Raw genomic sequence first — 12,895 nt, 5'->3', positions numbered from 1 at the left:
CTTTCCTTATATAACTAAATATCGTCTTCTTCATTAAGATTATCATCTGATCCGACTTCAAATTCTTGTAAAGCCGATGATGATTCGTTTAATATCGTAGAAACAAGTTCACTTCCAGTCAGAATGTCTTTCATCACCACTGCTGTAAGTGCCATTGTTAAGTTCATACCTCCCAAAATAGTTGCATTCTCTAATTTTCCAAATTCTTCTAATACTGTTGCAACAGTTGTTAAAGGACTTCCCCCAACAATATCTGCTAAAACAAGAACCGAATCATTTTCATCCAGAGATGCAATAACATTCTTGACCTCTACAGAAAAACCTGCAAGACTTTCTCCATCTTTTAAGCCAATCGCTATGACATCATCTACCTTATCCGAAGCAAACATAGAAAGAGATGATTTCAATCCCTCTGCGAGCCCTCCATGACTGACTAATATCAAATACTTCATATTTCCCTCCTTTTATTGATTTTATTCTATCATCCTTATCTTCACTTTATAATTGTTAAATGTCACAAAAGTTTATTGATAAATGTCAATAAAAAAATGACAAATGTCAATAAAGACATCTGCCATGTTCGTATTATTTAAGAAATAATAATCTTGATATCTATTTAAGGGTTCCTATATCTAGTTCTTTTTGTAACTTAATAAGACTACCTTCAATATCCGTGTTATTTTCATCCATAGATAATGCTTCTAATCTTTCTTCTATTCCAACCAATGATTTTGAATCTATTCCTTTTGAAATAGTTGTAATTGAATTTTTCATTATATAATCCAGTGAAGTAGTCGTTAAGGCATTCTGACCAATCATTCCTTTCTTCATCAACTCTTCACTCTTCAAACTAGTTACTACCTCTGGTAATACTGAGCTTCCTTGACCCTTATTAAATAAATTTTGTTGAATTTCACGATTAATTGTTAAAAATTCTATAAACGATACGGCAAGTTTTGAATTGCGAGAACGCGAAGAAACCACGTATAAGGAAGTATCTGTTACAGTAGAACGAATGTCTTCCTTAGTAGTTGGCAATGAAATACATGTCCAGTTAAAATTTGTATATTTGGCCACATGATAAGGAAAAGGTTTATATGTTCGATATTGTGCCAAACTCATTGGATAAAAGGCCACATGCCCTTCATCAAAATCTTTATAGGTTACTTTGTAACGTCCGTTTAATTGATTCAATCCCCTTATATAGGATAAAGCATCCTTCATTTCTGACGAATCTATACGAGGAATACCACTCTCAGAAATATTAACACCAAAGGCCGCTAGAGATTCTTTCCAACTATATCCTGTTATCCCAAATTGATCAACGATTCCATCTCCATCGGTATCTTTTGTAACTTTTTTACTAATCTCATAGAGATCTTTCTGCGTCCACCCTACTTTAGGAATTTCAATGCCCTCTCTTAAAAGTAAATCTTGATTTACACACATCAACATGGGATTGCTTTCATATGGAAGACCGTATAAATCATCTCCGTATTTTGCTGCCTGCAAAGATACATCATAGAAATTAGAGGCATCTTCTTGAGACAGATAGGAATTTAGGTTTTTTAAAATACCTTTTGATGCAAATAAAGATAATTGGTCGCTTGATAATAGAAATACATCCGGTTCAGAACCTTTTAAAATTTGACTTGAAATCCAATTAGAATACTCCTCCTTAGGAATACCTGAATCATATACAATTTTAACCCCTGGATGAAGCTCTTCAAATTTCTTAATAGCCTCATCTAGTACATAGCTGTTATTCCCTGTAGGAATTCCCCAACTAGAATCAGAATAAAAACCCAGCCTAATAATCTTTATCTGCTTGTTTTCCCAAATAAGAAATAAACTCAAGCAACTTAGCACAAACAGTATCGCTAGAAACAATTGCTTTAATTTCATTTATCCATTTCCTTTGAAAAATTCTTTTGTGTCACACCTGTTTGTACAGCCCATATGGCTAACTGTGTCCTATCTCTCAAATTTAGTTTTGAAAGAATGATAGAAAGGTAATTGCGCACTGTTCCCTCGGATAAAAAAAGATTACTGGCAATTTCCTTATTTGATTCTCCAAATGCCACTTGCTGAATAATTTTCCATTCTGTCAGTGATATATTTTCAATATTCTCTTCCTTCACAGTAATAGAAAAATTGGTCTGTGCCATCTGCGAGAACAATTGAAATACCTTACTAGCTATATTAGGATTAATCATAGCTCCACCTTTATACACTGTCTGAATGGCTTGATATAACTCGTCGGTTGAAACTCCTTTTAATAAATAGCCAGATGCACCATATTTTAAAGCACTAAAAATGAATTCGTCGTCATCAAATGTTGTTAAGATTATAATTTTTATATTTGGAAAAAGTTTTTTGATTTCTTTTGTAGCCAATACTCCATCCATTCTGGGCATTCTAATGTCCATTAAAATTATATCCGGTTTTACAGTCATAATGTTATCCATAGCTTCGATACCATCACCAACGACGGATACAACATCAATATCAGCATATACTGATAAAATGATCTGCAAAGACTCTCTAATTAACGCCTGATCATCTGCAATCATTACCTTTATCATATACTTCACCTCCTATTTTTGGAAAAACTATTTTAGTGTAAAATCCTTCCCTATTTTCAAAATGAATAGAACCACCTAAAATAGAAACTCGCTCTCTCATTTGTTTCAAGCCATACCCAATTTGTAAGTCGTCAAAACCTATTCCATTATCGTGCAAAACTATTATGTTGTTATCCTCACTCATAAAGCGAATGCTCATTTTACTAGCATGTCCGTGACGAACAGAATTTGTCATAGATTCTTGTATAATCCTAAAAATAGTATCTTCCTGCATAACATCTAAATCAATATTCCCCCATTCATATTTTAGATCGACAGAGAGTTTTGATAGAGACTCATACTCACTAATCATTAATATTAGAGCATCTTTTAAACCATTATTTTGCAAAGCTCCTGGTCTTAGTCTATGTAATGATCCCCTAACATCTTTTATCCCCTCTCTAACTGCATTTGAAACATTTTTCAACTGTTCTTTAGCACGGATAGGATGAACATCAATTAGTACAGAAACAGCATCAATCCCTGCTGAAATTCCTGTCAACGCATGACCTAGAGTATCATGAATTTCCCGAGCAATTCTTTTCCTTTCTCGATCTTCAGCGATTTTCTCTGATAACGATATGTAATGATTCAATTCAGTGTTGACTCTAGATAACATTTTAAGCTCTTCCTCAATATTATGGTGCTCTTTAATCACGTATAGGATATAAGACAATAAAGAGATGATGAAAATAATAACGTTTAATGACGTCAATGCATTTTCTAAAAATAACACTACACCTCGTATGGACGATGGGTAAAATTGGATATAGGTAGAAAGAGATGGAACTTTTATAAATAGTGACAAGATTTCATAGTCTGTTAAAAGTAACATTAAAAAACTCAAGAAAATAAAAATAATCCAAGAACGTTTACTATCAGAGTCTTGAAACTCTCTTGAACTATAGAATATATCAGCAAAAACTAATAATATTATTCCATTGTATGACAGATTTTGTGACCATATAACACCAATCATTAATACTATTTCAAACAAATTCCATTTTGAAAAAATTGGCCATTTTTTCTCAGTTGAATACATTTTATAGGTAGATATAAAAATAATACCGACAAAAAAGATAATTGAATACCAAAAAATCTGGTCAGGTGATTTTGAAATATTGTTTAATTCTCCCAATAAGAGTATCATCTGTCCCTTTGAAATTACATAGTTTGTAATCTGTATATACAAAGCTCCATTGTATATAATGGTTAGAAAATTAATTAATAAAAGCAAAATTATAGAGTACTGGACACCTTTTACCTGTTTCATTACTGCCACCCATTAATATCAACCTGAATTATATTATTTTTATCAACAAATTGTACAGGTATAGTATATAATTCTTCAACTTCTTCTTTTTTTACTAATAAATCTATTGTTTCCGATACTTTTCTACCCATATGAGATGGAAATTGAGCAACCGTTCCCGTAACTTCATCTGTTGTAGCTAATAAATGCTTCATATCTGGTGAACCATCTATTCCGTAAATAAGTTTTTTTGAAGTTACTTTCAATTCTTTAATTGCTGCTAAAGCTCCTATAGCTGCTCTATCATTTAAAGCCACTATAGCATCAAATTGTAAACCTTCAGATAACGCATCACCTACAGTAGTCATAGCATACTCTGTTTGACCAACCGTTTCTCTTTCTGAGATAATTTGATAATGTTCTTCTGATTTTATTGTATCCAAAAAACCAGTTATTCTCTGATTAGCTGATAAAGCATCTTTGTGCGTTAACAAAAGAATATGAGCATTTGAGGTACGTTTCATCAAATCCTTGGCAATTAATATCCCAGCATGGTAATTATCAGAAACTATACTCGTATCAACTTTTATATTATTCAACTGACTATCTACTGCTATAACTCTAATTCCAAAATTCTTTGCCCTACTTAACGCTTCTACAATTTGCTCGCTATCACTCTTAACCGGATTAATAACAATAACATTCACTCGCTTCTCTATAAACTCATCAATTTGTTTACTCTGTTTTTCTTCACTCATCTCTGCGTCCCGAGTATACAATATCTGACCTTCTGAATCAGAATAGCGTTGAATCTCATTATGTAAATGTCTATAAAATTCACTATTCATCGTCATATAAGTCGCTCCAACTTTTATTTGTCCCGGAATAGGATCTGTCTGACTCACATGAGTATAAATCGCAAAAACAAATACGACTACTGTACAAAATATAATTTTGACGATTGTTCTTGTATATTCTCTACTCATTCCAACCTCCAAAAAGTTTCAACTAGTTCATTGTAACACATTTATACATTATAAAAAAGCCTAAGAGCAACTCAGACTTTTCAATGTTTAAAATGGTAATTCTTCCTCTTCCAGGACCAAATCCGCCAAGTCTTGGCCTGCATTATTTTCACGCATGGCACGTTGAGCACGACTTTCCAAGAGTTGGAATCCTGTGACAAGTACTTCGGTCACGTAGTTCATCTGGCCATTTTTCTCAAAGCGACGGGTACGAAGTTCTCCATCCACAGAGATAAGACTACCTTTAGTTGCGTAGCTGGCCAAGCTTTCTGCTAGTCTGCCCCAAAGGACCATATTAACAAAATCGGCTCCGCGTTCCCCGTTTTGGTCTTTGTAACGACGGTTGACTGCAATAGTCGCTCGCGCTACTGACTTGTCATTGTTGGTTTTGTGCAATTCTGGTGTAGACGTTAAACGTCCAATCATGATAACTTTATTATACATATTTTTTCCTCCTACTTATCTATTCGCAGAAAATCAAAAAAAGTTACAGAAATTTGTAACTTTTCGAAGAAATTTTTTACTTTTTATGAACCATAAATCCTGTCGCCTGTTGATTGGCCATAATGGTCATATCTGTAATCTGCACACGACGAGGTTGACTGGTCACATAGACTACTGTGTCTGCAATATCCTGAGCTTGCAAAGCTTCTATTCCTTGGTAAACGGACGCAGCTCGTTCTTTATCACCGTGAAAACGTACCGTCGAAAAATCTGTTTCGACAATTCCAGGCTGAATGGTTGTCACCTTGATATCCGTTGCGATGGTATCAATTCGCAGTCCATCTGAAAAGGTCTTAACCGCTGCCTTGGTAGCTGAATAAACTGCTGCACCCGCATAGGCATAGATTCCTGCGGTTGACCCCATATTGATAATATGACCTTGATTGACTTTTACCATTGCTGGCATGAAACAGCGAGTAACTGCCATCAAGCCCTTGACATTGGTATCCAGCATGGTCAACATATCCAACTCTTCATAATCCTGATAGGGTGCTAAACCTAGAGCCAGTCCGGCGTTGTTGACCAGAATATCAATCTGACCTATCGTTTCTAGAATATCAGAGCAGACAGTCTTTACCACAGTCATATCCGTGACATCTAGTGGAAAGGTCCAGACGGTTTGATTTGGAAAAGTTTCTGCAAACTCCGACTTAAGGATTTCTAATCGGTCTATCCGTCGACCTGTTAGAACGACATTCTCACCCTGCTCCAGATAAGCACGCGCAATTGCTTCACCAATACCTGATGTCGCTCCTGTAATCACTACATTTTTTGCCATCTTATTTCCTTCTAGCTGGTCTATCAGATACTAACAAGTGCCTAGGCAGTCCAGTGTTTAGCTGGATCAAATGGTGTTCCGACAACTTGGTCTTCTGATAATTCAATAATACCACGTTTTTGCGGAGCATTTGGCAGATGCAATTCACGAGGACTACACATCATGCCAAAACTCTTTTCACCACGAAGTTCGCCTGGGAAAATAAGATTGCCTTTTGGCATCATTGCTCCAGGAAGAGCTACAATGGTTTTCAACCCAACACGCGCATTAGGAGCCCCTGCAACGATTTGCACTGTCTTATCACTTGCGACTGCAACTTGGCAGATGTTGAGGTGGTCACTATCTGGATGAGCTACCATCTCGACAATTTCACCAACAACAAACTTAGGTTCCTTGTCATTGACAATTTCTTCTTTAAAACCTTCCGCCTGCAATTCTTGGTTCAAACGAGTTACTTGCTCATCTGATAAAAAGACTTGACCGCGCTCTGCAATTTCAAAGAAACTTGAAACTTCAAAAATATTCCACGCCACTGTTTCCCCATTACCTTTGAGGAAAACACGAGCTACCTTGCCTTTGCGTTCTACATCCAGTTTGGCATCTCCACTGTTTTTCACGATGACCATAAGGACATCACCAACATGTTCTTTGTTATATGTAAAAATCATTGTTTCTATTTTCTCCTATTTCAGTCCTGCTAAAAAGTCATTAATTTGTTGCTTGCTTTTACGGTCTCGATTGACAAAACGGCCGATTTCCTTGTCCTTTTCTAGAACAACAAGGCTGGGGATTCCATAAACATCCCAGAGTTTAGCTAAATCCATATACTGGTCTCGGTCCACTCGAATAAAAGTGAACTCTGGATTGGTCTCCTCAATTTCTGGCAAGGCAGGATAGATATAACGACAATCTCCACACCAGTCTGCCACAAAAAGAAAGACCTTCTTGCCATCTTTTTCTACTAAAGATGCTAATTCTTCTAAACTTGCTGGTTGTATCATAAGATTTCCTCCTCATAGACTAGGTCTTCATTTTCATAGACAAAGGTATAATGACGGCCATCCTCAAAAATGACGCCACCAACCAAGTTCTCTAGACTGCTTTCATAAACTTGAACATAGAGGGTCGCAATTTCCCCCATGTCTGAAAAGTTGTCTCGCACAATCGCTGTCAACTCTTCCTGAGTCTTCATGAGCTTGCGGTCATCTGCAACTTTTTTCGTAGCAAGAGCAAGGCTCCCAATACCAAGCAGAGCCAGACCTGCCATCCACATTTTTTTAGCTTTCATACCATTCATTTTAACACAAAAAAGGCTTTAGGACAAATGAGGAAGCAGCAGAAACGCAACTAAAAAGCCTCTTCCTTAAAGGAAAAGGACTTCTTATACTAGAGCAAACTAGGAAGCTAGCCGCAGGTTGCTCAAAGCACTGCTTTGAGGTTGTAGATAGAACTGACGAAGTCAGCTCAAAACACTGTTTTGAGGTTGTGGATGAAGCTGACGTGGTTTGAAGAGATTTTCGAAGAGTATTATTCTTATTGCCAGGCACCTGAGTTGCCAACGTAGTAGCCATCTGGTGTGTAGGTATTGCGAAGCATCTTACCTGATGAAGCTAGATAATACCACTTACCATTGTCTTTGACCCAATCATTCGCAATCATGGCACCAGAAGAACTTACATAATACCATTCTCCCTTGTCATAAACCCAAGTGCTTGCTTTCATGGCTCCTGAAGTTGATAAATAGTACCACTTGCCTTGGTCGTAAAGCCAATCACTAGCAATCATAGCTCCTGATGATTTAAAGGCATACCAGTTACTACCTTGATAAAGCCAAGTTTGATTGAACATGACTCCTTTATCATTCATAAAGTACCAAGTTCCCTTGTCATAAACCCAATCCTTCTGCACTAATTGACCTTGTTTTTGATAGTACCAGTTTTGGTTTGATTTTAGCCAACTTTCTGCTTTTACAATCGGATAAAGTTCTTTGAAAGATCCTCCATCATCATATTTGTGACTAATAGATTTTGGTTTTTCTAGTTTCAACTCGTCATTATCATAATTTGCCCAAGCAAAAACTTTTTGACCATTAACAGTCTCTGGTAAAGTAGCAGTGTAAGTCTTGGTTTGATAATCCCATTTAGCATCGAGGTAAGTGTATTGATCATTTGATTCTTCAATACGGTAGTAGCCTCTCTTTACACTATCATTATGAATATCATCCACAACTTTCGTTGACCAGGTCTTCACTTCGTTTCCGCTCTTAGCCTCGACCTTGATATCTCCTCTATAGCCATATGGAACATAGAAATTCAGGTAACGCCCCTCTACACCCATCATAGACTTGTCCTTTTCTTGGCCTAGGAAATTGACAGTCTGATCTTGACCATCGAGACTAACCGTCCACTCGATTTTCTCGGTTTTTGGCAAATCCAAGACTTTGATATCCACTTCATGACCATTGTTAAACCGAAGAATCTTGCCATCTTGATACTGTACTCCACACTTAACAACCCATTCTTCTTTAAGCTCAAATGCCTGCCCTGAATGAGGTGAAACTAGCAAAGCTAAACCTGCTAGAGACAAACCAAATAGTGTGATTTTTTTCATTGTAATTCCTCCTTAGATGTTGTTATGTTAATTATATCACTATGTTTTTATTTTGCAAATCTTATCCTAAATATGCAAGAAAAAAACCTATGAGATTCTTCTCAAAGGTTCTGATTTTGCTAATTACTGTTCTCAACTGCTGCAGTGACAAAGGCAGTGTAGAGTTCTTCTGGGCGGTTTGGACGACTTGACAGTTCAGGGTGATACTGACACGCTACAAAGAATTTGTTTTCAGGAATTTCCACGATTTCTACCAAACGATTGTCTGGAGAAACTCCTGAGAAGACAAAGCCTGCTGCCTCAAACTGCTCACGGAAGGCGTTATTAAACTCATAACGGTGACGGTGACGGCGTTGCACCACTTCTTGATTGTGATAAGCAGCCGCAGCCTTAGAGCCACGTTTCAACTTAGACGGATAAAGTCCCAAGCGAAGGGTTCCTCCCATATCCTCAACATCAATCTGATCACGCATGATATCAATGATAGGATATTTTGTTTCTGGTGCAAGCTCTGCAGAATTGGCACCTTCGAGTCCTAAAACGTGACGAGCAAATTCGATACAAGTCAACTGCATTCCCAAGCAGACACCTAACATTGGAACATCATTTTCACGCGCATAGCGAATGGCTTGGATTTTCCCTTCTGTACCACGTTGACCAAAACCACCTGGAACGATGATTCCGTTCGCATCAGACAAGAGTTCCGCCACATTCTCTGCTGTCACATCATTGGCATTGACCCAATTAATCTTCACTTCTGCATCGTTGGCATACCCAGAGTGTTTCAAGGCTTCAACCACAGAAATGTAGGCATCTTGCAACTCCACATACTTACCGACAAGGGAAATCTTGACTTGTTTTTTCAGGTTCATGACCTTGTCCACCATAGCTGACCATTCTGTCATATCCGCTGCTGGTGCGTCTAATTTCAAGTGGTCACAGACAATTTGGTCCATACCTTGAGCCTGCAAGTTCAATGGAATTTGGTAAAGGTGTTCAACATCCAACGATTCGATAACGGCTTCTGGTGCCACATCACAGAACTGGGCCAGTTTGTTTTTAATTCCTTGACCAGCTGGTTCTTCTGTACGAATAACCAACATATTTGGCTGGATTCCCAATCCACGCAATTCTTTTACAGAGTGTTGGGTTGGTTTGGTCTTCATTTCACCAGCAGCCTTGAGGTAAGGAAGCAAGGTTGTATGGATATACATGACATTATCCGCCCCCACATCTGCCTTCATCTGACGAAGGGCCTCTAAGAATGGCAATGACTCGATATCTCCTACTGTTCCACCAACCTCTGTAATAATGACATCAGAATCAGTCGTTAGAGCGGCACGCTTGATTTTTTCTTTCAAAGCATCTGTGATATGAGGAATAACCTGAACAGTTGCACCAAGGTATTCTCCACGGCGTTCTTTACGAAGAACTTCACTGTAAATTTTACCAGTTGTCACGTTGGAATATTTGTTGAGATTGATATCGATGAAACGTTCATAGTGACCCAAGTCCAAATCTGTCTCAGCTCCGTCATCTGTCACAAAAACTTCCCCGTGCTGGTAAGGACTCATAGTTCCCGGATCGATATTGATATAAGGATCAAATTTTTGAATGGTTACTTTGAGACCACGATTTTTCAAGAGACGGCCCAGACTCGCTGCCACAATCCCTTTCCCAATAGACGATACGACACCACCAGTTACAAAAATATATTTCGTAGACATAGATTCCTCTTTCTAAAATGCTCAAGGCCTTGTTAACTACGAGGGGACATAGAAAACAAGACCCTACTAATAAGAATAATCTGGAACGACTGCACCAGATTCACAACCAAAATACAAGAAGATAACTTCTTGAAAAAACAAAAATAGCTCCCTAAGAACTAGGGAGCCCCGACCTCTAAAAGAGGTGCCCGAACAATATGATACCTAAAAATAGGATAATTGTCAATAGCTAACTTTTATTCCTCGATGTTTTCAGTATCATCATCTGAAAACTCGTCGTCTTCTTCGTTGAGATCCACGTCTTCACCCAAGTCATCTGGGGCGATTTCGTTAATTTCTGCATCGTAAGCTTCCACTTCATTTTTCTCATCATCTGGATTTTCATCATCGTATGAAAGTGCTGGATCTGCTTCGTATGCATCTTCGTCTTCTGGATCATCTGCATTGTAGTCAATGGCATCTGAATCGCCATCCATAAAGGCATTGACACGTTTTTTCTTAGCTTTTGGTGCTACTTCATCGTCGTCATTTTCTTCAAGAGCGATGATTTCTTCATCGATTTCGTCCACACCATACCATGAACGAAGACCCCATTTGTTGTCTCCAAGTGAGATGAAGCTACCGTCAAAGTTCAACTCTGTGTAGAACAAAGGCAAGGCTTCGCGGATATCGCTGTTTGATGTTCCAAGGTAGTTTTGAATTTCGTTTACAAGATCGCTAAAATGCATCTCATGATCACGACCACGAAGTTCCAAGATAGCACGCGCTACCTCAATCATAGATAGTTCACTTTTTTCTTGCCCAGCAAATACTTCTAATTCCAAAGCGTTTCTCCTCATTTATACTACTATCGCCAGAGCAAACAGACTCTGACCTCATTTTATCATTTACTCTTTATTTTACGATAATTTTGCAGAATAGTCAAAGGTTAAGAAAAAATAAAGGTGAAATATTTCAGCTAATTGAAAGACCTGTGTAACATGACCACAGGTATATTGATTTATTTATAACTCAAGACTGCAACTCCAATACCAACCACAAACTGCAAGAGGATTCCTACAGAGATAAAGGATTATTTGTTGCGTCAAATCAAGTAAAAAGATCATTTCAGGTCCTACCAGTAACTTCGTTTTCTTTCCTTTATTTCATTTTCCCTAGAATAGTGAAAAATCCTTCTCTTGTTAATGAGTTTCATAAGAAAAAGGCTGGAGAATCCAACCTTCTCTATTTATTCAGCTAAGAGTACTTCTTTGATGGTTTGCTTTTGGAGTTTTCTGTTGGATAGATAAAAGAGGCTTTCATAAACCACAGCAAAACCGATCAAAGTCCAGAAGCAAACATTCCCATCAAAGTGATGCTCAATCTTTTCAGGAACCGTATCTTTGATCACACCAATCAAGATTTCCATGATAGCGTACTGATAAGCCGTCCCAAGAACAAATCCTAGATATGCCCAGAAACGATAGGGAGATAGGATATGACCTTGGCATTCACGATCTGTGTAGCCAAAAACCTTCATAAGAGCCAGGGTTTCGCGACTTTCTGAGACGACAATCCCCAATGACAAAAAGAGAATAGAGAAAGAAAGGATCAAGCCAATCATGATCATCATGGTTTGGATGATGTCATCTGTGTAGTCCCTTAGACCAAAGGATAATTGAACCATAGCCGCAAAACACATAGAGCCAAAGACTACAAAAAATAGGATAGATTTTCTCCCCCAAATTAGTGACGAAGACAGCTCTTTTAGGAAGTCTTTCTCTTTCTTAGGAGCCCTCTTTCTCCTTTTGACCTTGATTGGTGTTGGGGACTTTTTCAATAAGCGAAGAGCCGGCGTTTGTAGTTGTCTTCTAGCATAACCAACCGCGATAAGCATAAAAAATACCGTTGGAAGGACCACAAAAGCAAGCAAGAGCTGCCAATGAAAATGAATGGTAATTTCTGGCAGGATCCCCTTTTCATTCCGGAAGTCATAAAAATGCCCCATCATAAGAAAAGAAGTGAAATAGCCAAGAAGCGCTCCGGCACCAAAACTGATCCCAAATGCCCAAAATCGTTTAGCCAGCTGGCCATTGCTATAGCCCAAAGCTTTTAAAATTCCTAATTGTTCCTTGTGATCATCGACAAATTGTTTGATATAAAAACACATGAGAAGGACCGACGTCAAGGACAAGACGACTCCACTGACCATGGCCACCATCCAAGAAAGCGAAATCTGGACATCATAGTAGGTCTGAATCATGGGATTGGTTTTAGAAATCTCCAACTGCTCGATGTCCAAGTAAAAATTCAAGAAGAGATTGGCCACAAAGACCGCACAAGCCCCAATTATACTGACGACAACTAATTTTCGAATATCTTTTACTGAAAACATG

14 protein-coding genes are annotated in these 12,895 nt (G+C 37.9%); all 14 read right to left on the bottom strand.

Going from position 1 to position 12,895, the window contains the following annotated elements; translation table 11 throughout:
• Window positions 1-14: 14 nt before the first annotated feature.
• Window positions 15-452: a PTS sugar transporter subunit IIA gene (locus tag RYK12_RS00790; RefSeq protein WP_020903145.1), complete on the bottom strand. Its 438-nt coding sequence runs from the start codon at window positions 450-452 to the stop codon at window positions 15-17.
• A 160-nt stretch (window positions 453-612) separates the two neighbouring features.
• The gene (locus tag RYK12_RS00785) at window positions 613-1,905 is read right to left on the bottom strand and encodes an extracellular solute-binding protein (RefSeq protein ID WP_314846449.1); all 1,293 of its coding nucleotides are present in this window, start codon (window positions 1,903-1,905) and stop codon (window positions 613-615) included.
• The gene (locus tag RYK12_RS00780) at window positions 1,902-2,585 is read right to left on the bottom strand and encodes a response regulator transcription factor (protein ID WP_020903143.1); all 684 of its coding nucleotides are present in this window, start codon (window positions 2,583-2,585) and stop codon (window positions 1,902-1,904) included. The genes RYK12_RS00785 and RYK12_RS00780 overlap by 4 nt, the downstream gene beginning before the upstream one ends.
• Window positions 2,560-3,897 (bottom strand): sensor histidine kinase, encoded by a 1,338-nt coding sequence (locus tag RYK12_RS00775; RefSeq protein WP_020903142.1) that lies wholly within the window; start codon window positions 3,895-3,897, stop codon window positions 2,560-2,562. Before RYK12_RS00775 ends, RYK12_RS00780 begins: the two co-directional genes overlap by 26 nt.
• Window positions 3,897-4,862 carry a substrate-binding domain-containing protein gene (locus tag RYK12_RS00770; RefSeq protein WP_314846447.1) on the bottom strand — a complete coding sequence of 322 codons (966 nt, stop codon included), beginning with the start codon at window positions 4,860-4,862 and terminating at the stop codon, window positions 3,897-3,899. The genes RYK12_RS00775 and RYK12_RS00770 overlap by 1 nt, the downstream gene beginning before the upstream one ends.
• Window positions 4,863-4,949: 87 nt before the next feature.
• Entirely contained in the window at window positions 4,950-5,345 is a 396-nt protein-coding gene (locus RYK12_RS00765) for a single-stranded DNA-binding protein (RefSeq protein ID WP_314846446.1), read from the bottom strand.
• A 76-nt stretch (window positions 5,346-5,421) separates the two neighbouring features.
• Complete coding sequence (locus RYK12_RS00760; RefSeq protein ID WP_314846444.1) at window positions 5,422-6,183, bottom strand: SDR family NAD(P)-dependent oxidoreductase; 762 nt, start codon at window positions 6,181-6,183, stop codon at window positions 5,422-5,424.
• Between the two features lie 41 nt (window positions 6,184-6,224).
• Complete coding sequence (ytpR, locus tag RYK12_RS00755) at window positions 6,225-6,851, bottom strand: YtpR family tRNA-binding protein (protein WP_314846443.1); 627 nt, start codon at window positions 6,849-6,851, stop codon at window positions 6,225-6,227.
• Window positions 6,852-6,866: 15 nt separating this feature from the next.
• The gene (locus RYK12_RS00750) at window positions 6,867-7,184 is read right to left on the bottom strand and encodes a thioredoxin family protein (protein WP_000615777.1); all 318 of its coding nucleotides are present in this window, start codon (window positions 7,182-7,184) and stop codon (window positions 6,867-6,869) included.
• Window positions 7,181-7,480: a DUF4651 domain-containing protein gene (locus tag RYK12_RS00745; RefSeq protein WP_314846441.1), complete on the bottom strand. Its 300-nt coding sequence runs from the start codon at window positions 7,478-7,480 to the stop codon at window positions 7,181-7,183. The genes RYK12_RS00750 and RYK12_RS00745 overlap by 4 nt, the downstream gene beginning before the upstream one ends.
• 236 nt (window positions 7,481-7,716) lie before the next feature.
• Window positions 7,717-8,793, bottom strand: coding sequence for an N-acetylmuramoyl-L-alanine amidase family protein (locus tag RYK12_RS00740; RefSeq protein ID WP_314846439.1), 1,077 nt, complete (start codon window positions 8,791-8,793; stop codon window positions 7,717-7,719).
• A gap of 119 nt (window positions 8,794-8,912) precedes the next feature.
• On the bottom strand, window positions 8,913-10,520 hold the full coding sequence (locus RYK12_RS00735; RefSeq protein ID WP_314846437.1) for a CTP synthase: 1,608 nt from the start codon (window positions 10,518-10,520) through the stop codon (window positions 8,913-8,915).
• A 236-nt stretch (window positions 10,521-10,756) separates the two neighbouring features.
• Window positions 10,757-11,344, bottom strand: a complete 588-nt coding sequence (rpoE, locus tag RYK12_RS00730; RefSeq protein WP_000418409.1) for a DNA-directed RNA polymerase subunit delta — start codon at window positions 11,342-11,344, stop codon at window positions 10,757-10,759.
• Between the two features lie 404 nt (window positions 11,345-11,748).
• Entirely contained in the window at window positions 11,749-12,894 is a 1,146-nt protein-coding gene (locus tag RYK12_RS00725; protein ID WP_314846436.1) for an FtsX-like permease family protein, read from the bottom strand.
• Window position 12,895 lies beyond the last annotated feature (1 nt).

It is taken from the genome of uncultured Streptococcus sp., from assembly GCF_963518475.1.
In the GTDB taxonomy this organism is placed as follows: domain Bacteria; phylum Bacillota; class Bacilli; order Lactobacillales; family Streptococcaceae; genus Streptococcus.
This window is presented reverse-complemented; position numbering and strand designations above follow the sequence as displayed.

Excerpts from the sequence above, each read along its gene's own strand:
- RYK12_RS00725 (WP_314846436.1), bottom strand. The coding sequence starts at position 12,894 with ATGTTTTCAGTAAAAGATATTCGAAAATTAGTTGTCGTCAGTATAATT.
- RYK12_RS00790 (WP_020903145.1), bottom strand. The coding sequence starts at position 452 with ATGAAGTATTTGATATTAGTCAGTCATGGAGGGCTCGCAGAGGGATTG.
- RYK12_RS00785 (WP_314846449.1), bottom strand. The coding sequence starts at position 1,905 with ATGAAATTAAAGCAATTGTTTCTAGCGATACTGTTTGTGCTAAGTTGC.
- RYK12_RS00780 (WP_020903143.1), bottom strand. The coding sequence starts at position 2,585 with ATGATAAAGGTAATGATTGCAGATGATCAGGCGTTAATTAGAGAGTCT.
- RYK12_RS00760 (WP_314846444.1), bottom strand. The coding sequence starts at position 6,183 with ATGGCAAAAAATGTAGTGATTACAGGAGCGACATCAGGTATTGGTGAA.
- ytpR (WP_314846443.1), bottom strand. The coding sequence starts at position 6,851 with ATGATTTTTACATATAACAAAGAACATGTTGGTGATGTCCTTATGGTC.
- RYK12_RS00740 (WP_314846439.1), bottom strand. The coding sequence starts at position 8,793 with ATGAAAAAAATCACACTATTTGGTTTGTCTCTAGCAGGTTTAGCTTTG.
- RYK12_RS00765 (WP_314846446.1), bottom strand. The coding sequence starts at position 5,345 with ATGTATAATAAAGTTATCATGATTGGACGTTTAACGTCTACACCAGAA.
- RYK12_RS00735 (WP_314846437.1), bottom strand. The coding sequence starts at position 10,520 with ATGTCTACGAAATATATTTTTGTAACTGGTGGTGTCGTATCGTCTATT.
- RYK12_RS00770 (WP_314846447.1), bottom strand. The coding sequence starts at position 4,862 with ATGAGTAGAGAATATACAAGAACAATCGTCAAAATTATATTTTGTACA.
- RYK12_RS00750 (WP_000615777.1), bottom strand. The coding sequence starts at position 7,184 with ATGATACAACCAGCAAGTTTAGAAGAATTAGCATCTTTAGTAGAAAAA.
- RYK12_RS00775 (WP_020903142.1), bottom strand. The coding sequence starts at position 3,897 with ATGAAACAGGTAAAAGGTGTCCAGTACTCTATAATTTTGCTTTTATTA.
- RYK12_RS00745 (WP_314846441.1), bottom strand. The coding sequence starts at position 7,480 with ATGAATGGTATGAAAGCTAAAAAAATGTGGATGGCAGGTCTGGCTCTG.